This is a genomic window from Salibaculum sp. (genome assembly GCF_035270045.1).
Classification (GTDB): Bacteria; Pseudomonadota; Alphaproteobacteria; order Rhodobacterales; family Rhodobacteraceae; genus Salibaculum.
The window spans coordinates 59,763-79,339 of sequence record NZ_DATFIP010000086.1; the positions used below are offsets into that span (position 1 = coordinate 59,763).

The following is a 19,577-nucleotide window of genomic DNA, read 5'->3' on the forward strand; positions in this document are numbered from 1 at the left end:
GGTCGTTGTCGCGACCGGATATGAGATGCCATTTTGGAGAGAGCGATGCAAACCGGACCCAGCACCATCGACGAGGGCGAAGTCGCCAAGTTCGAGGCCATGGCCGCCGAATGGTGGGATACAGAGGGAAAGTTCAAGCCCCTGCACATGCTCAATCCCACGCGGCTGGACTATATCACCCGCCAGATCGCCGCCGAGTTCGGCCGCGACCTGTCGGGTGAAAGTCCTTTCGAAGGGCTGCGCCTGCTGGATATCGGATGTGGCGGCGGGCTGTTGTGCGAACCCATGGCGCGACTGGGGGCGACCGTCGTGGGGGCGGATGCGGCGGCCGGCAACATCCCCGTGGCACAGGTCCATGCGGAACAATCGGGGCTGGTCATCGACTATCGCCACACGACAGCCGAGGCACTGGCCGCGCAGGGCGAGACCTTCGACGTGGTCCTGAACATGGAAGTCGTCGAACACGTGTCCGACCCGCGGGCCTATCTGACTGCCTGCCATGACCTGCTGAACCCGAACGGCCTGCACATCTGTTCGACCATCAACCGCAATCCGAAAAGTTTCGCGATGGCCATCGTGGGCGCGGAATACGTCATGCGCTGGCTGCCCAAGGGCACACATGAATGGAAGAAGTTCATCACGCCCGACGAACTGTTCACGATGCTGCGACAGGCCGGGCTGGACCCGGTCGATCGCAAGGGTTTCAGCTTCAACCCGGTGCTCTGGTCATGGTCGATCTCGGAACGAGACCTGTCGGTGAACTACGTCACCGCCGCGCTTCGCCGGCCCTGAGGCCGCGTCATTCGTCCGCCGAGAGGTTGACGCGAAGGGCGCGCAGAACGGGAAGGATGGCGCGGACCTGCTCCGGTCCTATCTGATCCACCGCCTCGGCGATGATGGGAGCAATCGCGGCCAGCGCGGCATCCCGCGCCTTGCGGCCGGCCGGGCTGATCGTGACCATTTTGCGCCGCGCATCGTCCCAGTCGGGCCGGATATGGACATAGCCCGAGACCTCGAGCTTGCGCAGCGTGTTCGTCATGGCCCCCCGGGTCAGGTGAAAGGTGCGCGCCAGTTGCGCCGGAGATTTCTCGGTCTGGCTGCGCGCAAGGTGGTTGAGCACCGAGAAATGGCTGAGCTCCATTCCCCGCGGCAGGGCCTTGGCCACGTTGTTTCGCGCCAGCTGATCCACGGTGAGGATCTCGCTGAACAAGGCAACGGCAAGGCTGTCTGTCTGGGTGCTCATGGTCCCCGGAACGTCCTGTCGCTGTGGATCGCGGGCAGGCGCCGACGGGTATCCGCCACTTGTTCCAGTTCAATATCAATGGTGTAGATGCCCGTTTCAGTGCCCGCGTCCAGGAGAACCTCGCCCCAGGGCGATATGACCATGCTATGGCCATGGGTGCGGCGCTGGCGCCCGGCACGGGCCGCGTGCGTACCGCTCTGGGCGGCGGCGATGACATAGCATCCCGTCTCGATGGCGCGGGCCCGCAGAAGCGGCTTCCAATGCGCAGGCCCCGTGCCCGGGGAAAAGGCCGAGGGCACCAACAGCACCTGTGCCCCGGCCTGCGCCAGACGGCGGTAGAGGTGTGCGAAACGCAAGTCGTAGCAAATGGTCAGGCCAAAGCATCCCAGCGGCGTTGGCGCCAGAACCGCCCGGTCCCCTGGCGCGTAGCCGTCGGATTCGCGGTAGGTCTCGGCTTCGGACACCTGCACGTCGAACATGTGGATCTTGTCGTAGCGCGCTGTGATCTCGCCCGAGGGCGAGACCAGGACGGACCGGTTGACAAAACGACCCCCGTCGCCGCCTGTCAGCGCGAGCGATCCGATCGACAGCCAGATCCCGAGATCCCGCGCCCTGTCGCGCAGCGCGGCCAGGACCGGATCCTGATCCTCGGCACGCAGCACGCTTTGCTGGTGCTCGCGATCCAGGCTTACGCAGTTCGTGACCTCGGGTGTCAGAACGATGTCCGCCCCCTGCTTCGCCGCCCTGTCCATCAGCTCAGAAACGACGCGCAGGTTTTCAGCGGGATCGTCGCTGGAACAAAGCTGAAGGAGCGCGGCTTTCACGCCGCCAACAAACTGTCGAGCCTGCCCGCGCGTTCCAGCGCGTAAAGCTCGTCACAGCCGCCGACATGATCTTCGCCCACGAAGATCTGCGGCACCGTGCGACCACCATCTGCGCGCTGGACCATTTCGGCCCGACGCTCGGGCTCGCGAGAGATATCGACCTCGGAAAAGGTCACTCCCTTGGAATTCAGCAGCCGCTTGGCAGCGTGGCAGAAGCCGCAGAACGGCGAAGTGTAGATTTCGACTGGTTTCATGACAGGCCCTCGATCGGTTCCGCGTCAATCTAAGCATCTTTGGTCACGCGGGCCAGAGCCAGCACGCAGACCTCGGTTGCACCGGCCGCAAGGCAAGCCTCGGTCGCGGCCGCGAAGGTAGCGCCGCTGGTCATGACATCGTCGAGCAGGATCACCTGCCGCCCCTGCAATTGCGCCCCCCGGCTGGCATGCGGCACGATGGCCTCATCCAGGCTGCGAAACCGGGCGTCACGGTCGTGACCGTCCAGCGGCGCGGTGAACCTGCGGCGCACCAGCACGTCGGGCATGTAATCGGCCGACGCTAGCTCGGACAGGCGCTGTGCCAGCACGGCGGCCTGGTTGTACTTCCGGCGCGCCAGCCTGCGCCAATGCAGCGGCACCGGCACCAGCACCGGCCGTTCGGACCAGATTGGACGGCCTGCCCGCAGCAGCCATGGCGCCGCGACCCGGGCCAGTTCGAGCCTGTCGCCATGCTTCAACCCCAGCACCATCCGCCGCCCCATGTCGCGATAGGCAAAGGCCGCGCGCCCCCTCATCCAGGGCCGTGCCACGCGCAGGCAATCGTCGCAGAGCGCATCACTCTCACCGGGGGTGCCGGGCTGGCCCGGCAGCGGGCAACCGCAGGCATCGCAGGTCAACCCCTCGATGAACGGTGTGTCGCGCCAACAAGCCCCGCAGAGAGAGAACTCGGCCGCCGTGCGGGCGTCGCACATGGCGCACTGCGGCGGATAGACCGCATCCACCAGGCTTTGAATTGCCGCTCCAATCATCTAAATCGCCCTTTATGTCACAACCGCCCTGCCTGACCGACCAAGAGACCCTGGACCGGATGCGCCGCCGCGCCGCCCGCATCGGCCCGGTGCAATTCCTGCAAGAGGCCGCCGCTGACGAGGTTCAAGAAAGGCTCGCCTTGGTTAACAGGAGGTTTACGGCCCCTGCCGTCATCACCCCATGGCCCGAAACGTGGCAGGATCGCCTGCCCGGGGCCCGGATCGTTGCCGACACCGACGTTCTGGACCTTGCCGAGGGCGACCATGACCTTGTCGTTCATGCCCTCTGCCTGCACTGGGCGGACGATCCGGTGGGCCAGCTTGTCCAGTGCCGCCGCGCGCTGGCGCCGGACGGCCTGCTGCTGGTGACGCTGTTCGGCGGGCAGACCCTGCACGAGTTGCGCACGGCGCTGGCAGAGGCCGAATCACAGATCACCGGCGGCCTGTCCCCGCGGGTGCTGCCCATGGGTGAGGTTCGTGATCTAGGCAGTCTTCTGCAAAGGGCGGGCCTGGCCCTGCCCGTGGCCGACACCCTGCCCCTGCGATGCAGCTATCGCGACGTACTGCACTTGGTGCGCGATTTGCGCGGCATGGGCGAAACGAACGCGATGCAAGCCCGCAACCGGGCGCCCCTGCGACGCGACATCGTGCCGCGGCTTCAAGACATCTATCAAGAGGCCTTCGCCGACCCCGACGGGCGTCTGCCCGCCACCTTCGAGATCGTCACACTCACGGGCTGGGCGCCCAGCGCCGACCAGCAGAAACCCCTGCGGCCCGGGTCGGCCTCGCACAGGCTGGCCGATGCGCTCGGCGCACAGGAAGTGCCGCTCAAGGACGCAGGTGATTGACCCTCGGCCCCGACGCGCTATCCCAACAACAAACAATTCCAGGACACCGACACCCATGACCCAGACCGAGGCCACACGCCCCGCCCATGCACCGGCGGACCACCCCAAGATCAAACCCGCCAAGGTGGGGGTTCTCCTGGCCAATCTGGGTACGCCGGATCACTACAGCTACTGGCCCATGCGCCGGTACCTGGGCGAATTCCTGTCGGACAAGCGCGTGGTGGATTACTCGGCATGGCTCTGGCAGCCCTTGCTGCAATTGATAATCCTGAGCAAACGCCCCTTTTCCAGTGGCGCGGCATACAAGTCGATCTGGAACGAAGAAGCCGGGGAAAGCCCGCTGCTGACCATCACCAAGGACCAGACGACCGCCATGGCGGCCCGCATGAAGACGCGCTTCGGCGATGATGTAATGGTCGATTTCTGCATGCGCTACGGCAATCCCTCGACCAGGTCCAAGGTCCGCGAGATGGTCGAGGCAGGCTGCACCCGGATTCTTTTCTTCCCGCTCTACCCGCATTACGCGGGCGCCACCTCGGCAACGGCGAACGACCAGTTCTTCCGCGCCCTGATGGACGAGAAATGGCAGCCCATCGCCCGCGTCGTGCCGCCGTATTTCGACGAACCCGCCTATATAGAGGCACTGGCACAGTCGGTCGAACGGGCCTACGCGGACAAGGAAGACAGGCCCGAGATCCTGGTGTGTTCCTATCACGGAATGCCGCAGCGTTACCTGACTGAAGGCGACCCCTATCATTGCCAGTGCCAGAAGACGACGCGCCTGCTCAAGGAGCGGCTGGGCTGGGAGGACACGCAGATCACGACCACCTTCCAGTCGGTCTTCGGCCCCGAGGAATGGCTACGGCCCTATACGGTCGAAGAGGTCGCGCGGCTGGCCAGCGAAGATGGCAAGAAGAAGATCGCCGTGATCGCGCCCGCCTTTTCCGCCGACTGCATCGAGACGCTGGAAGAGATCAACGAAGAGATCAAGGAAAGCTTCGAGGAGGCTGGCGGCGAGGATTTTACCTACATCCCCTGCCTGAATGCCGACGACACCCATATGGATGCGTTGGCCGGCGTGGTCGAACGCGAACTGCGCGGCTGGTTGGACCTCGCCTGAACATCTTGCCCCGGCGACGCATGTTCGAAACCGGGCCTTGAATCAAGAAACGCCGCTGGAATTCCAGCGGCGTTTCCCGTTGTTCATCGTCTGCCGGCCGCGTCTTAGTTGGAGGAGGCTGCAGCCGCGATCAGGGCGATCAGGATGATCGGGATGATCAGGTTGGAGGAGGAGCCACCGGTGGTCTCTTCGACGACAACGACGGGTTCCATCTCCATCACGGGCTCATCCATGCCGCCGGCAAAGGCGGTCGAAGCGGCGCCGGCGAAAACAGCGGCGAGTGCGATCTTTTTCATGTTCATTCTCCAGTTCTTGCCCAAGGCAAAGGTGTTGAGGAATCGCCCAGGGCACCCAAGACTTACCTCATGATTATGGATAAACCAGCATTTCTCCCAGAAAGCAAAGCGACTCGGCAGGTTTCTGCACGCGCGGCGCGTCATGTCGTCAAATCAGCAACACTTGTGTTCCGACCTCGGTATATCCGAACAACTCCTGGATGTGCTCATTGTAGAGTCCGATGCATCCGTTCGACGACTGACGCCCGATCTTGCGCGTGTCATGGGTTCCGTGGATTCGGTAATAAGTCCAGGACAGATGAAGCGCATGGGTCCCCATAGGGTTGTCAGGACCCGGCCCGATATAGTCGGGCCAGTCGGGGTTGCGTTCCTTCATGGCGGGTGTCGGGCGCCAGCTGGGCCCCTCGACCTTGCGCACGATCTCGGTGCGACCGCGCCGTGTCAGGTCCTCGGTCAGAGGCACGCTGGTCGGATAGAGCTTGTAAAGGCTCTCGTCCTCGGACCAGAAATGCAAAGCGCGGCTTTGTGTATCAACGAGGACCGCCCCATTGCGCAGGTTGCTGAAGTAGGGCCGCCAGTCGAGCTGGCGAAAGCTGGAAACATTGCGCCGGATGGACTGCGAAATATCACCCTCCATCTCGGTCGTATTGGCGGTCTGAGCAAGCGCCCCGGTCCCGGCCAAGGCCGCAGAGCCCGCAAGGAAACCGCGGCGGCTGTATTTGCCAAATCCGTAACCTGACATGCTGTCTCTCCAACCTTGTGACTTCGGCCATGTAGATATGGCGCATTTGCCGCGCTCGCAAATCAAACAACTGTCAGAGCGGCGTCTTCACGCCGATGTGGGTTTGAATCGCAACGAGCCTCGGGCTATGGCGGTGCGAAATCGGACAAGGAGCCCCCGATGCACCGCCTTTTCGCCCTTCTGTTTCTGCTTCTGGCCGGTTTGGCCGCCTGTGCCCCCGTCGATCCTGACCGGATCGGTCCCGACGGGCTGCCGCTACCGCAGGTTTACCGGATCGAGGAAGGCGACAGGGGCGCGATCCAGTTTCGCATGCTCGACAGTCTGAACACGCTACGCGAGGCCGCCGGGGCGCCGCCCCTGTCGCTGAACGCGCGGCTCAATGCGGCTGCTGCGACCCATTCACGTGACATGGCGGTGCAGAACCGGCCCTGGCACTTCGGATCTGACGGGTCCTCTCCGCTGGATCGGCTGCGCCGGGTCGGATACACCGGCCAGCTGCGCGGCGAGACGATTTCCGAGACTTTCGAGACCGAGCTCCAGACGCTCGCGGCCTGGATGGACAAGCCCGACACCCGCGCGGTGTTGCTGGATGGCGAGGCCAACGAGATGGGCTTTGCCTGGTTCCAGGAAAAGAACGGCAAAATCTGGTGGACGCTGGTTCTGGGTGACGGCACCCGCACCGGCCCCGTGGCAGAGGCAAACCCGGTGCCCGACCTTCAGGGGTAGATCATGATCGGCGTGCCCACCTCGACCATGGCGTAGATGTCCTCGATCTCGCGGTTGGTCACGGCGATGCAGCCGGCGGTCCAGTCCTCATCGCCGCGGTTCAGGCCGGGCGTGCCGTGGATGAAGATGTCACCTCCCGGAGACTGGCCCAGCGCCAGCGCCTTGGCGCGGTCCGCCGCGTTCGGATAGGAAATGCCGACCGACAAGTGAAAGCTGCTGTTCGGGTTCTTGCGGTCGATCAGGTAGGCACCCTCGGGCGTGCGACCGTCACCCTCGACCTGCTTGTGTCCTTCGGGGGCGAAGCCCAGCTCGAAATCGAAAGCGCGCAAGACCTGCGCCTCGTGCAGGAGGTAAAGCCTGCGCCGCGTCTTGTAGACGACCAGGCGTGTGACGGGCGGCCCGTCGTAGCTGCGGAACTTCGACGAACAGGCCGACAGGGCCGCCATGCTGGCCCCGGCAAGGAAGACGCGTCTGTTTATCATGACTGCCCGATGCTGCGTTTCTTGTTTGCGGCAACATACCAAGTCCCCGTTGCGCCGCCCAGCGATTTCGGGTGGCTCTGCTCACGTCCGCGTGAGCAGAGCCACCATCTCGACATGCGTCGACCAGCGGAACTGGTCCACCACATCCACCCACGCCGGTTCGAAACCGGCCTGACCCAGCCGCGCGACATCGCGCGCGAAAGTGATCGGGTTACAGGACACCATGACAACGCGTGACAGCCCGGATTCGGCCAATGCCTCGGTTTGGGCCTCGGCCCCGGCACGGGGCGGGTCGATGACCGCGGCATCGAACTTGTCCAGCTCGGCGGCATCGAGCGGCCGGCGGAACAGGTCGCGCCGCTCGTGCGTGACCTGATGCAGCCCGGGCGCTTTGCGCCAGCCCTGATCGAGCGCCTGCACCAGCGTCTCGGACCCTTCCACCGCGTGGACGTTCACCATTGATGCAAGCGGCAGCGTGAATGTCCCACAGCCGGCGAAAAGGTCGACCACGCGTTTCGTGCCCCGCACCCCCTCTTGCACCGCACCCAACAGCGCCGTCTCGCCTTCGGGGGTTGCCTGGAGAAAGGCGCCGGGCGGCGGCACGACGCGCGCCTGTCCCATGGCCAGTTCGGGTGGCTCGAAGGTGGCCAGGACCTCATCTTTCCAGGTAATCCGGGCAAACCCGTGGGCGCGTGCGGTCTCGGTCACCTTCAGGCGCAACGCCCCATCGAGCGGGCGGTCGGTCTCGACCCCCACATCCAGACCGGCCAGGGTCTCGGTCACGACAAGCGTGATCTCGGATTTGCGCGATGCGGCCAGGTGCGTCAGCGCGGCCAGCCCCTCGCGCGCATCCGTGATCGCGGGGCGGACAAGCTGGCAGTCGGGTGTATCCGTCAGGACATGCGTCCCGCGCGCGTGAAAGCCGATCATCGCCCCCCGTTTCGTGCGTCGCGCCTTGAAGGCCGCTCGGCGCCGCGATTGGGCCGGTGACGTGTGCAGCGCGCGAAAGGGAAAGGGCAGGCCCCGCGCCTGCAGGGCCTTCTCGACGATCCCGACCTTCCAACGGGCCACGAAATCCTGTGACGCGTGCTGCACCTGGCAGCCGCCACAGGTGCGGAAATGACGGCAGGGCGGTGTGACCCGGTCGGGCGAGGGCGAAAGCACGCGCGGGCCAGCCTCGGTCACCTCGACCTCCTCCCCCGGCAAGACCCGGTCAACCAGAGTACCGTCGGCCAATTGGCCGGTGCCATGCAGGGTCAGGGAGGTCACTGTCACCATGGGCCGCTCCATCAGGGTTGGCCCAACCCGTTACAGGAACACCAGCACCGAGAAAACCGCCAGCCCCACAGCCATGACCCGCATGAAGACCATCCGAGCCCGGTCGTCCTGCATCAGGGTTGACAGGAGACTGCCCGCGAAGGCCCAGAACAGGCACACGAAGAGGTTCACGCCGGAGAATGTCAGTGCCAGCGCCGTCGCCTTGGCCCATGGGCCAAGCATGTGGACATGGGCAGTTGCGGCGACGGCCACGGCCCAGACCTTGGGGTTGACCCATTGGAAAAACACCGCCTCGACAAGGCGCATGGGCCTTTCGTGCGCGCATTGGCGCAAAGGCCCCACGCGCCACAGCCCCCAGGCGATCCACAGGATCCAGCCCGCCGCGACAAGCGACAGCACGATCCGCAGCGCCGGCACCGCTTGCACCAGCCAGCCAAGACCAAGGCCCGTCGCAAAGGCGGTGATTCCCACGCCCAGCACGACACCGAAAAGGTGCGGCAGGGTCGCGCGAAAGCCGAAGCGCGCGCCCGAGGCGGTCAGCAGGATCACGTTCGGTCCCGGCGAGAAAAGCCCGAAGAAAACAAAGCCGATCAGCGCGGCCATCAAAGCGACTTGATCAGGTCAGCCCGCGTGCGCGTGAACCCCGAGGCGATCCAGTCCGTTTCCAAACGGCGCAGGGCCCTGCCCAGGGCGGGCCCTTCCAGGCGCGGTTGCAGATCGGCGGCCCGGACCGGAAAGACCTGTTCCGACGCGACGTTGAGCCGGGTCAAGGTCTGTTTCTCGATGGGCTGGCCCAGGGCAGCATGGCGCAGCAGCAGCGCCGCGGTGCCCTCTTGCACGCCCAGACGATAGCCAAGCTCCTCCACCGCCGGCCCGTCAAGAGCGGCCGCGCGCAACACTTCGCGCCGCCGGGCATCGACCTTGCGTAGGCGCAGCGCCGCAGTCACGTCTTCACCGCCGAGGCTGGCCAGCCTCGGGATCGGGTCAGGCTCAATCCCGGCCTCTTGTTCGAGGTGGACCAGCACGGGCAATATCGAAGGCTCGGCCCCGGCGATCACCCGCATCAGCACCCCGGCCTGCGCCATGGCAGCAACCGCGGGGGCGGGGTCGGGCGCGGCCAGCAGGCGCAGCATCTCGTGGCCGATGCGTTCCTTCGACAGGCCCTCGATTCCCTCGGCGTGTTCGGCGCAGGCGGCCAGCCCCTCGGCATCCAGTCCTGCCTGTGCATCGCCGAACCAGGCGTGAAAGCGGAAAAAACGCAGAATGCGCAGGTAATCCTCGCGGATGCGCTGAGCGGGGTCGTCGATGAACCTCACCCGGCGCGCCTGGAGGTCGGGCAGGCCACCCAGCGGGTCATGCACCACACCGCGCGCATCGGCATAAAGCGCGTTCATGGTAAAATCGCGCCGGGACGCGTCAGCCTCGATCGTGTCGGCAAAGCTCACCTTGGCCCGACGGCCGTCGGTGGCGACATCGCGCCGGAAGGTCGTGATCTCGAAGGGGCGGCCATCTGAAACGACGGTCACGGTGCCGTGGTCGATGCCCGTGGGTACAGCCTTCAGGCCGGCGTCCTCGGCCAGCATCATGACATCTTGCGGTCGGGCATCGGTGGACAGGTCCAGGTCCTGCACCGGCGCGTCGATCAGGGCGTTGCGCACGCAGCCGCCGACGAAATAGGCGGCGTGCCCGGCACTTTCGAGCATGGCGCAGACCCTTTGCGCCGCCGGATCGGCCAGCCAATCCGCCTGCAACCGGGTCATACCGACATCCTGTCGGCAAGACCGCGCAGGATACATGCGGTGGCACCCCAGATATAGTAAGGGCCGAAAGGCACGGTATAATAGTGTCGCCACTGCCGACGCCAGAGCCGCGCTTCGACCCGGAACCTGTCGGGGTCGGTCACATGCGCCAGCGGCACGCGAAAGATCTCGGCGACCTCGCCCGGTTCAGGGCGCAGGGGCGCCTCGCCATCCACCAACGCCAGGAACGGCGCGACAGTGTAGCCCGTCACGGTCTCGTGCGGGGGCAACGGGCCCAGGATTTCGACCCTGCTGCGCGGCAGGTTGATCTCTTCCTCGGTCTCGCGCAGGGCGGCGTCCTCGAGATTGGCATCCTCTGGGTCCTGGCGGCCACCGGGGAAAGCGATCTGGCCCGGATGATGCTTGAGCCGCGCCGAGCGCTTGGTCAGGATCACCTCGCCCTGGTCGGTGACGGCCACCAGTACGGCCGCGGGCCGGAGCACGCGACCCTGCGGCAGAACAACGCCCGGATTCAGGTCGAAATCAGACGAGGCGGCGCCGGGTCCCCGGGCCGCACGGATCAGGCGCTTCTTAAGCTCAATCGTCACTGTCCGACCCAAGGCCAACGGTCGCAGGGTCGAGCCTGTAATGCGCACCGCAGAACTGGCAATCGGCCGTGACCAAGCCCTCGTCCGTGGTCATGGTGGCGATGTCCTTGGCAGAATAGATCGACAGGCTGCTGCGCACGCGGTCCTCGGAACAGGAACAGCCGAATTGCACTGGCTGCGGGTCGAAGATGCGCGGGGCCTCCTCGTGGAAGAGGCGCAGCAAGAGCTCGGTCGGCTGAACGTGGGGACCGATCAATTCCATTGATTCAACCGAATCGAGCAGGATGTTGGCGCGCGACCAGTTCTCTTCCTCGTCCCCCTCAAGGATATCCTCGGGGGCCAGCAGCCCGGTGTCGCCCGACCCGCCCTGGGTCGCGACGGGGCTGGCCTTGGGCATCTTCTGAAGCATGATGCCGCCCGCGCGCCACGTCTCGCCCTCTCCGGCCATTGTCGAGCGGCCGAAATCCAGCGCGAACCGGGTCGGCAATTGTTCGGACTGGGCGAAATAGGTTTCGGCGCAGGTCCGCAGCGAGCCTCCGGAAATCGGCGTGATTCCCTGGTAGGGGACATTTCCCTGCCCCTGGTCGATCAGGATCGCGAAGTAGCCCTTGCCGATCTGGCCAAAAGGCGCGGCCGCCGCGTCAAGGCGGTCGGTGTCGAAGCTCGCGTAGGCCCTGATGTGGGCAGGCTCCCCTTCGGCCTTCGGTGCATAGTAGTCCGTTGCGATCAACCGGGCAGGGCCGTCGCCGCGCACCTGGAGGCTGAGTTTCCAGCGAAGTTTGATCGTCTGACCGATCAACGCTGTCAGAAGCGCCATCTCGGCCACCAGCGATTCGATCATCGGCGGATAGTCGTGTTGATCAAGGACTCGATCAAGCACACCATCGAGTCGGGCCACCCGTCCGCGCACGTCCGACCGGTCGAGCTGGAATGGCAGAACGGTATCGTCCCAGGCGATCTTGGAGCCGAGTGTCATGGGGTTTCCTAACCTGTCGGGGATTGGCATACCGCGTCCATATAGGAGCGACAAGGCGAGGACCAAGGCCGTGATCAGACGCTACGGCGAAGCCAAACGGCCGGGCCAACGCTACAAGCCGCGCCCGGGAGCCTACGCGATCCTGCAACGCGGGCCGGATGTCCTGCTGACATGGCAGGCCGGACTTCACCATGAATTCCAGCTGCCCGGCGGCGGCATCGACCCGGGCGAAAGCCCCCTGCAGGCGCTGCACCGCGAGGTCTACGAGGAAACCGGCTGGCGCATCGCGCGTCCGCGCCGGATCGGGGCGCACCGCCGTTTTGCCCTAATGCCGGAATACGATCTCTGGGCGGAAAAGATCGCTCATGTCTACATGGCCTTTCCGACCTACCCGCTGGGCCCTCCGCTCGAGCCCGAGCACAGCGCCGTCTGGGTGCCCCTGCCCGAAGCGCCTGCCCTTCTGGCCAACCCGGGCGACGCGGCCTTCGTGGCCAGCTTGCTATGATGTGAAAAACCCGATACCTCCGCGCCGACCAAGAACGGAGACCCCCATGTCCGCGCCCAAGAAAGTCGTCCTCGCCTATTCCGGCGGCCTCGATACCTCGATCATCCTCAAGTGGCTGCAGACCGAATACGACTGCGAGGTGGTGACCTTTACCGCTGACCTGGGCCAGGGCGAGGAGCTTGAGCCCGCCCGCGAGAAGGCGGTCATGCTTGGGATCAAGCCCGAGAATATCTACATCGAGGACATCCGAGAGGATTTCGTCCGCGACTATGTCTTTCCGATGTTCCGGGCCAATGCACTTTACGAAGGTCAATACCTGCTGGGCACCTCCATCGCGCGGCCGCTGATTTCCAAGCGCCTGGTCGAGATCGCCGCCGAGACAGGGGCCGATGCGGTGTCCCACGGGGCCACCGGCAAGGGCAACGACCAGGTGCGGTTCGAGTTGTCGGCCTATGCGCTCAACCCGGACATCACGGTGATCGCCCCTTGGCGCGAATGGGACCTGACCAGCCGCACGCGGCTGCTGGACTTCGCCGAGAAAAACCAGATCCCCATCGCCAAGGACAAGCGCGGCGAAGCCCCCTTCAGCGTTGATGCAAACCTTCTGCACACCTCGTCCGAGGGCAAGGTCCTCGAAGACCCCGCAGAGGCCGCGCCGGATTACGTCTACCAGCGCACGGTGCACCCCGAAGAGGCCCCCGCAACGCCCGAGATCATCGAGGTCGGCTTCGAGCGGGGCGACGCGGTCAGCCTCAACGGTGAGCCACTGTCGCCCGCCACGCTGCTGACCCAACTGAACGGTCTGGGCGGAAGGCATGGAATCGGGCGGCTGGACTTTGTCGAGAACCGCTTTGTCGGCATGAAATCACGCGGTATCTACGAGACGCCGGGCGGCACCATCCTGCTGGAGGCTCATCGCGGGATCGAGCAGATCACCCTGGACAGTGGCGCGGGCCACCTCAAGGACAGCTTGATGCCGCGCTACGCGGAACTGATCTACAACGGGTTCTGGTTCTCGCCCGAGCGCGAGATGCTGCAGGCGGCCATCGACCACAGCCAGCAGCATGTAACAGGCACCGTGCGGCTCAAGCTCTACAAGGGCAGCGTGAGCTGTATCGGGCGCTGGTCCGATCACAGCCTCTACTCCGAGGCGCATGTGACATTTGAAGAGGATCTGGGCGCCTACGATCAGACCGATGCCGCCGGGTTCATCCAGTTGAACGCGCTGCGGCTCAAGCTTCTGGCTGCCCGGAACACGCGGCTCAAGGGCTGACACGGCGCAGCCGATGGTGAGTGGCGCCATGGTCCGGCGCTACGGAGCCAGGAGACATGACCGCGTCCGGGCAGGGCGCCCACCATCCGAAGGGCTGTTCCCGGCAACGCCGCAGAGCAGCAGCATGTTGCTCATCGCCCCTGTCGGGCGAACCGTCCGCGGCACCGATACCACGAGACACCACTCAAACAGAAACAGCACCGCAGACCCAAAGGTCTACGATGGCTGAAAATCGCTACCAGCTTCGACCCAAGAGCCGAAAGGACCGACCCGGTTACTGGGTGTCCGAGGAACTCGACCCGCCGGAAAATGCACCGACCGCAAGGCCGAGCACACCCAGCGCGAGAGCCGGCGTCGCGAGGCCGCCGCCAAGTCCACCACCGTTCCCCGCGACCGCTGTCGCACAGGTTACCTCCAGCTCGCCATCGGCGTCCACAGTCGCACTGAGAATTTCAGCGCCGTCACAGGCGTCCACCCGCTGGGCCATCTCCATGGGCGTCTCGGCCATCAACGGCGTCGCCGCGATCGAGAGGGCAAAAAGGGAAAGGGTAATTTTTTTCATGACGAGAAACTCCGCTGCGTTTGGTTGCGTATAGCATGGCCGGTCGAAGAGTTAAATCATCAATGCATCAGGTTTCCCGCGAATGTGTCGAATGCCCGCAACAGCCCGCCCGCCCAAGCAGGCCTGGCGGAACTTGCGAGGCAGATGGGAACAGGCTATCTGCGGCATTCATAGGCGAGAGCGACCAAGTGCGGGAACGGCCATGACGATTCTTTTCACCGGCGGCATGGGCCATGACAGCTTGCTGCTTGAACATCTGCTTTCCGTCCCCGACATCGACCTGCGCATCTGACATCGCAACCCGCGCGGGAGGCGCCAGACGCAGCAGACCAAGTGTAATGGAACCCTAATGTATACAATCGCCAATATTCGTCCGTTGGGCTACAACATAGGCAATCACGCCATCAATTTCGCCTTGCGCCACATGCTCTACGAGACCTTTGGGCGGCTGGTATCGGTGATCGACTACCCGGCCACCAGCCGGCACGAGAGCACGGCAAAGGGCGGGCTGACGCCGCCCACGATCTTCGAGATCAACCGTTTCGCGGATGGCGTGATCTTGGGTGGCGGGAATCTGTTCGAAAACAACGAGATCACAGTCGACCCCCGGGCGCTGGCCTCGCTCCAGCCGCCGTTGATGATGTTCTCCAACTCCCGCGGACGGATCTTCGACAGACACGGCCGGCTGGCGGAGCGGTCCGACGTTATCCCGGACTCCAAGCTGGAGGTCCTGCTGGAGCGTGCCGATATCTCCTTGTCGCGCGACACCGCGACCCATGGCCACCTGAAGGCGATCAACCCCAAGGACGAGTTGGGCTGGTGCCCGACGATCAACCTCCACCGCTATGAGGAGATGCTGCCAGTCCTTCCGGACCACGAGGAGGTTGGCGCGCTGATCTCGGTACGCACGCCGGGCCTAATGAACGTACCCTACCGCCACCAGAGCGCGGTACAGGCCCATATCGACCTGGCCATCGACACTCTGCGTGAGGCCGGTCACAAGCGCATTCGCATACTGTGCAACGATAGCCGCGATCTCGATTTCGCGACCGCCTTCCGTTACACGAAGGCTGTTGACTCGGTCTACACGAACGATGTGTACCAATATCTCGCTCTGCTCAAGAACGCCGATATGGTCTTGAGTTATCGCCTGCACGCGACCTTGCCCGCGATCTCCTACGGCACGCCGACGGTCAACATCGTCTATGACGAACGGTCCAAATCACTTTGCGAAGACCTGGGGTTGGGCGATGCCAGCCTCAACATGGTGGAGATGGGCGAGGGCTTTGCCGCCTCCGTGGCCGAGACGATCCACGCCGGCGGCTACACCGCCGCGAACCATGCCTCCCTGAAATCCCGCTGGGACGAGATCGGACAAGCCCAGTTCGCCGCACTGGGCCGGTTCAAGGCAATGATGGGCGGCTATGTCGAGACCGGACATATCCCGCGATGACATCCGCCACCGCCGCTGCCGATATCGTCTTCCACATTCAGGCCAGCGCCACGGTAGGAATGGGGCATCTTGCACGCAGCGCCGCGCTGATCGATGCGCTGGAGAGACGCGGGATCGACAGCCGGGTGGTGTTGCGCGTGGACGAACAGGGCCGCACTCTTGCCCGCGACAAGGGCCTGACCGCGCGCGAGATCGCGATTGTAGATGATACACTTGCCACCACGCAGGTGGTCATCGACGCAGTGACCCTTTCGAGCGGGGACGTGCGTGCCCTTTCCGGCTGCCCACGGCGCATCCTGGTATCGCCGGTTTGCGACCGGGCCGAGATTGCCACCCACGTATTTCTGCGCGCTGTGCCAGAGCGCCTGCGTGAAAGGCTTGCCTCGGATTGCGTTGTGGTCGAGGATCCAGCTTTCGCCTATGCAACCGCCGCCTCTCTTGACCCCCGCGACCTCGATTTCAACGGCCCTCTGGTGGTCGGCCTGTGTATGTCGGGCGGCGCGGATCAGCCAGGGATCGACGCCCTGGTGCGGGCTGCGAGGGCTGCGCCCGGGGTGGACGTCGTTTACGTACTCCATCCCGAGACGCCCGTAATAGCGGGCGAAGGGCCTCCGGTGAAGCACCGACCCTTCGATAACGAGCCATGGGATTTCTTCGCCCCGATCAACGTTTTCGTCACCGGCGACGGTGTCATGATGGCGGAGGCGGTGGCGCAAGCCCTGCCGTGCCTGTCAGTTACCCGCCCCGGGGCAGCGGCCAAGAATCACGGCCTGATCGAGGCTGGTTGCGTCACGGTAGCGGGACCCGACGAGGCGCCTACCGCACTGGCAGCCCTCCTGTCGGACCGCAGTCGACTGGACAGGATGCATCATGCCACCCTGACACAGGGAGGGGCGCAGGATGCGGACGCATTGGCCAGCGCTGTTGCAGAGTTGGCGCCGAACAGGAGGACCTGAGACATGCCCGAGATCATCGCCGAAGCCGGCAGCAACCACAACGGATCGGTCGCGCGCGCCTGCGAGCTTGTCGACTTGGCCGCGCGCGCGGGGGCGACATCGGTCAAATTTCAGTTCATCCATGCCGACGGTCTCTACGTCCCAGCCTATTTCGACGGCGAAACCTATGTCGAGAACAGCGTCTATCACAGCCGCAAAGCCGAGGAATTGAGCCCTAACGACTGGCGGCAAATATGGACCCGCGCCGCCGAGGCGGGGATCACGATCTCGGCCTCGGTATTCGACACCGAGGGCCTTAATTTATTGTCGGAGCTGGGCGCGCCCTACGTCAAGATCGCCTCGACCGATGCCACGAACCACGACCTGATCGGCGCGGCCTGCGACACCTTCGAGCGGGTCATCGTCAGCACCGGGATGGCCACGCTTGGCGAGATCGACGCCATGGTCGGCTTTGTTCGGGGCAATTTCCCCGGGACCGACCTTAACCTGATGCACTGCGTGTCGAGCTATCCCTGCCCACTGGACAGCGCCAACGTCCAGCGGGTGCGCCTGCTGCGCGACTGTTTCGATGTCTCGGTGGGCTATTCGGATCACACCGAAGGAGGGGTGGCCGCCGCCATGGCTTTGGTCGAGGGGGCGAGCTTTGTAGAAAAGCACTTCACCACGGACCGCAGCCTGCCCGGCTTCGACCATGCCCACGCCATGGAGGAAGAGGCCCTTGCCGGCTATGTCACGACGCTGGAAGACTGCGTCCGGAGCCTCCAGCAACCGGCAAACCGCTCTGCCCCGGCGGAGATGACGACGCGGATCCGCGCGCGCAGGGGTGTATATGCCGCCCGCGACCTGCCCGCCGGACACTTCCTGACGCGCGACGATCTTCTGCACGTGCGCCCGAGCACGGATTTCGAGGGCCCCGACTTGTCAGCGTTCCTGGGAGCCAGGATCGAGGTGCCGTTGCGCCGCTACGAAGCGGTCGGACTGCGAGCCACACCGCAAGGTACGACAGGCAACTGGCAAGCCGCGCGCGCCTACTGGAACGACGAGATGACCGAGAAGGGCATGAAGATCGGCGATGACAGCTGACACCGCAGCCTTTATCTATGCGAGGTCGGATTCCCGACGGCTACCCGGCAAGATTTTCCTGAAGCTTGGCGGACACAGGGTGATCGACATCGTCCATGCCCGGGCCGCTCGGCTCGACGTTGGACAGCTCGTGGTTTTGACCACGGACAGGGACGTCGACGACTCGATCGCGGCCCATTGCGCCGGGCGCGGCTATACCTGTTTCCGTGGGGATGCTACAGACCTTGTACGCCGGACACTGCAGGCCATCGATGCGCATGGCCCCGAAAGGTTTCTGCGAATCAATGGCGATTGTCCGCTGTTCGAGCCGGGTCTGGCCGATGTCGCGCTGAGGCGTATGATCGCCGTCGGCAGTCCAGAGATGATCAGCAACATCATCACGCGCAGCTTTCCCTACGGCATCGCGATCGAATGCATTCAGGCAAGTGCCTACATTCGCCTTGCCGGGCAAGCCGACCCGTCTGAACGTGAACACGTAACCCAGCATCTATACCGGAGGTCCGACGAGCTTTCGCTGTGCGGCATGCGCGATACCGCCGGCGACAACTCCGATCGGAGGCTGACGTTGGACACGCCCGAGGATGCTCGGACATTGTCATGCCTCATCAAAGGCAACGATGTGCTCACCACGCCCTACTGGCGGATGCTCGGCATCCCTGCGCCCGTCCCCGTGATCGAGTCCTTGCCGTGAACGACCCTGAAGCGACCCTGAAGCTGTGCCGGGGCAACCCGACCCCGGCCGATCTGTGGCTGGAGGGCCGCCCGCTTAGTGCGCAGCTGGGCTGGGAGGAGACGCTCGCCTGTCTCGACCGGGCGATCGCGCGGCTATTTGGCCATTTCCGGGCTGCGCAGACCCGCGCCGACCGCACCACGCTCGACATCTTCCTGTTCGAGGGCGGTTGGGTCTATGCCAAGCGCGACGGGCTGGCCGGGCCGGTGCTATGGCTGTTCCTGCTGGAGCAGGTGCGCGCCGCGCAAGAAAGGATGCCGCTGGCGCGCGTCGACGTGGAAAAGGGCCTGCACGTGCCCGCCGAGTTCCTCGCGGCGCTGCGCGACGAGGCGGGGCTGGCCACGCCCGACCCCGGCGGTTTTCCGGCCCATGCCAGCGCCGAGATTCGCGACCCGCGCGACCGCATGGGCAAATGGCGGTTCCTGCTCCGATCGGTGCGCCGGGTGGCGCTATCGCGTCCCGGCCCGGCACTGCACGGCGCGGCCGGGCGGTGCCTGCTGATCTCGACCGCCTCGCTGGAGAGGCACCGCTACGGCACGCTGATCGGGGACCTGCAAGCGCAGATCGGCGATACCACCCGGATCATCGGCGTGCAGCCCAAGGAACGGCCATGGGCGAAGGACACGGACTATGCCGAGGGCGTGATCTCGCCGCACCGGGGCGGCGGTCCCCTGGCCGTCCTGCGGGCCGCCTGGATGGGCTGGCGGCTGTGGCGGCGACAGCGCCGGATCGCCCCGGACATGGCGCGGGGCGACCCCGTTCTGGCCTCGATGCTAACCTATCGCTATCCGCATCTCTTTCACGCGGCGCTGCACGCGCTCTGCGTCGAGGCGATGGTGCGCCGATTGCGGCCCGACGCCTTCATCCGCAACGGCAATTACAACACCCCGGACGAGCGGCGCACCAACTGGGCCTGCCGCCGGGCAGGTGTGCCGACCATCGTCGTGACACCCCGCAGCCTGAGCACCCGAATGCCGGCCATGCCGATGGATTATACCCGCGAATGGGCCAGCCTGCCGGCGGGCTTCGTGGTCTCGGACGATCATTCTCAGGCGCTCCTGCGCGACTGGGGCGTCCCGGAGGAGAGGATTTCCCGGGGCAGCCTCGAG

Annotated in this window: 24 protein-coding genes; 11 read left to right on the top strand and 13 right to left on the bottom strand. The window is 64.9% G+C overall.

Features of this window, described 5'->3' with window-relative positions:
- The first annotated feature begins 45 nt into the window (after positions 1-45).
- Positions 46-792, top strand: coding sequence for a bifunctional 2-polyprenyl-6-hydroxyphenol methylase/3-demethylubiquinol 3-O-methyltransferase UbiG (gene ubiG, locus VJ897_RS14835; protein ID WP_324056559.1), 747 nt, complete (start codon positions 46-48; stop codon positions 790-792).
- 7 nt (positions 793-799) lie between these two features.
- Here ubiG and VJ897_RS14840 read toward each other — a convergent pair whose 3' ends face one another.
- Genes VJ897_RS14840 through VJ897_RS14855 form a run of 4 tightly spaced genes read right to left on the bottom strand, consistent with a single transcriptional unit; the run spans position 800 to position 3,091 of the window.
- The gene (locus VJ897_RS14840; protein ID WP_324056560.1) at positions 800-1,243 is read right to left on the bottom strand and encodes a MarR family winged helix-turn-helix transcriptional regulator; all 444 of its coding nucleotides are present in this window, start codon (positions 1,241-1,243) and stop codon (positions 800-802) included.
- Positions 1,240-2,067 (bottom strand): carbon-nitrogen hydrolase family protein, encoded by an 828-nt coding sequence (locus VJ897_RS14845; protein WP_324056561.1) that lies wholly within the window; start codon positions 2,065-2,067, stop codon positions 1,240-1,242. The genes VJ897_RS14840 and VJ897_RS14845 overlap by 4 nt, the downstream gene beginning before the upstream one ends.
- Positions 2,064-2,321, bottom strand: a complete 258-nt coding sequence (gene grxC, locus VJ897_RS14850; protein ID WP_324056562.1) for a glutaredoxin 3 — start codon at positions 2,319-2,321, stop codon at positions 2,064-2,066. Before grxC ends, VJ897_RS14845 begins: the two co-directional genes overlap by 4 nt.
- A 29-nt stretch (positions 2,322-2,350) precedes the next feature.
- Positions 2,351-3,091, bottom strand: coding sequence for a double zinc ribbon domain-containing protein (locus tag VJ897_RS14855; protein WP_324056563.1), 741 nt, complete (start codon positions 3,089-3,091; stop codon positions 2,351-2,353).
- Positions 3,092-3,105: 14 nt separating this feature from the next.
- Between VJ897_RS14855 and VJ897_RS14860 the strand changes: the two genes are divergently transcribed.
- Together VJ897_RS14860 and hemH are read left to right on the top strand one after the other, a co-directional pair.
- Entirely contained in the window at positions 3,106-3,939 is an 834-nt protein-coding gene (locus VJ897_RS14860; protein WP_324056564.1) for a methyltransferase domain-containing protein, read from the top strand.
- 55 nt (positions 3,940-3,994) lie between these two features.
- Positions 3,995-5,059, top strand: a complete 1,065-nt coding sequence (hemH, locus tag VJ897_RS14865; protein WP_324056565.1) for a ferrochelatase — start codon at positions 3,995-3,997, stop codon at positions 5,057-5,059.
- 104 nt (positions 5,060-5,163) lie between these two features.
- On the opposite strand, the gene VJ897_RS14870 is transcribed toward hemH, so the two are convergent.
- Both VJ897_RS14870 and VJ897_RS14875 read right to left on the bottom strand, forming a co-directional pair.
- Positions 5,164-5,355, bottom strand: coding sequence for a hypothetical protein (locus VJ897_RS14870; RefSeq protein WP_324056566.1), 192 nt, complete (start codon positions 5,353-5,355; stop codon positions 5,164-5,166).
- A 148-nt stretch (positions 5,356-5,503) separates the two neighbouring features.
- Complete coding sequence (locus VJ897_RS14875) at positions 5,504-6,097, bottom strand: L,D-transpeptidase (protein ID WP_324056567.1); 594 nt, start codon at positions 6,095-6,097, stop codon at positions 5,504-5,506.
- A gap of 159 nt (positions 6,098-6,256) precedes the next feature.
- On the opposite strand from VJ897_RS14875, the gene dalA reads away from it, so the two are divergent.
- On the top strand, positions 6,257-6,823 hold the full coding sequence (gene dalA, locus VJ897_RS14880) for a divisome-associated lipoprotein DalA (RefSeq protein ID WP_324056568.1): 567 nt from the start codon (positions 6,257-6,259) through the stop codon (positions 6,821-6,823).
- On the opposite strand, the gene VJ897_RS14885 is transcribed toward dalA, so the two are convergent.
- The 6 genes from VJ897_RS14885 to hslO form a co-directional block, all read right to left on the bottom strand.
- A complete protein-coding gene (locus tag VJ897_RS14885; RefSeq protein WP_324056569.1) occupies positions 6,814-7,305 on the bottom strand; it encodes a L,D-transpeptidase family protein in 492 nt (163 codons plus the stop codon). The genes dalA and VJ897_RS14885 overlap by 10 nt on opposite strands.
- Positions 7,306-7,386: 81 nt before the next feature.
- Positions 7,387-8,583, bottom strand: a complete 1,197-nt coding sequence (locus VJ897_RS14890; protein WP_324056570.1) for a class I SAM-dependent RNA methyltransferase — start codon at positions 8,581-8,583, stop codon at positions 7,387-7,389.
- Between the two features lie 30 nt (positions 8,584-8,613).
- On the bottom strand, positions 8,614-9,186 hold the full coding sequence (locus tag VJ897_RS14895; RefSeq protein WP_324056572.1) for a LysE family translocator: 573 nt from the start codon (positions 9,184-9,186) through the stop codon (positions 8,614-8,616).
- Entirely contained in the window at positions 9,186-10,343 is a 1,158-nt protein-coding gene (locus VJ897_RS14900; RefSeq protein WP_324056573.1) for a CCA tRNA nucleotidyltransferase, read from the bottom strand. Before VJ897_RS14900 ends, VJ897_RS14895 begins: the two co-directional genes overlap by 1 nt.
- The gene (locus VJ897_RS14905; RefSeq protein WP_324056574.1) at positions 10,340-10,930 is read right to left on the bottom strand and encodes a CoA pyrophosphatase; all 591 of its coding nucleotides are present in this window, start codon (positions 10,928-10,930) and stop codon (positions 10,340-10,342) included. Before VJ897_RS14905 ends, VJ897_RS14900 begins: the two co-directional genes overlap by 4 nt.
- Complete coding sequence (gene hslO, locus VJ897_RS14910; RefSeq protein ID WP_324056575.1) at positions 10,920-11,906, bottom strand: Hsp33 family molecular chaperone HslO; 987 nt, start codon at positions 11,904-11,906, stop codon at positions 10,920-10,922. Before hslO ends, VJ897_RS14905 begins: the two co-directional genes overlap by 11 nt.
- A 70-nt stretch (positions 11,907-11,976) precedes the next feature.
- On the opposite strand from hslO, the gene VJ897_RS14915 reads away from it, so the two are divergent.
- Both VJ897_RS14915 and VJ897_RS14920 read left to right on the top strand, forming a co-directional pair.
- Entirely contained in the window at positions 11,977-12,411 is a 435-nt protein-coding gene (locus tag VJ897_RS14915) for an NUDIX domain-containing protein (RefSeq protein WP_324056576.1), read from the top strand.
- 46 nt (positions 12,412-12,457) lie between these two features.
- A complete protein-coding gene (locus VJ897_RS14920) occupies positions 12,458-13,684 on the top strand; it encodes an argininosuccinate synthase (protein ID WP_324056577.1) in 1,227 nt (408 codons plus the stop codon).
- A 274-nt stretch (positions 13,685-13,958) separates the two neighbouring features.
- On the opposite strand, the gene VJ897_RS14925 is transcribed toward VJ897_RS14920, so the two are convergent.
- Entirely contained in the window at positions 13,959-14,246 is a 288-nt protein-coding gene (locus tag VJ897_RS14925; RefSeq protein ID WP_324056578.1) for a hypothetical protein, read from the bottom strand.
- A 349-nt stretch (positions 14,247-14,595) separates the two neighbouring features.
- Between VJ897_RS14925 and VJ897_RS14930 the strand changes: the two genes are divergently transcribed.
- The 5 genes from VJ897_RS14930 to VJ897_RS14950 all read left to right on the top strand — a co-directional run.
- Positions 14,596-15,699: a polysaccharide pyruvyl transferase family protein gene (locus tag VJ897_RS14930; RefSeq protein ID WP_324056580.1), complete on the top strand. Its 1,104-nt coding sequence runs from the start codon at positions 14,596-14,598 to the stop codon at positions 15,697-15,699.
- Positions 15,696-16,655 (top strand): hypothetical protein, encoded by a 960-nt coding sequence (locus VJ897_RS14935; protein ID WP_324056581.1) that lies wholly within the window; start codon positions 15,696-15,698, stop codon positions 16,653-16,655. The genes VJ897_RS14930 and VJ897_RS14935 overlap by 4 nt, the downstream gene beginning before the upstream one ends.
- A gap of 3 nt (positions 16,656-16,658) precedes the next feature.
- Complete coding sequence (locus VJ897_RS14940) at positions 16,659-17,738, top strand: N-acetylneuraminate synthase family protein (protein ID WP_324056583.1); 1,080 nt, start codon at positions 16,659-16,661, stop codon at positions 17,736-17,738.
- Positions 17,728-18,429, top strand: coding sequence for a cytidylyltransferase domain-containing protein (locus VJ897_RS14945; protein ID WP_324056585.1), 702 nt, complete (start codon positions 17,728-17,730; stop codon positions 18,427-18,429). The genes VJ897_RS14940 and VJ897_RS14945 overlap by 11 nt, the downstream gene beginning before the upstream one ends.
- A partial coding sequence (locus VJ897_RS14950) for a hypothetical protein (protein WP_324056587.1) occupies positions 18,426-19,577 on the top strand: 1,152 nt, incomplete at its 3' end. The genes VJ897_RS14945 and VJ897_RS14950, both read left to right, overlap by 4 nt.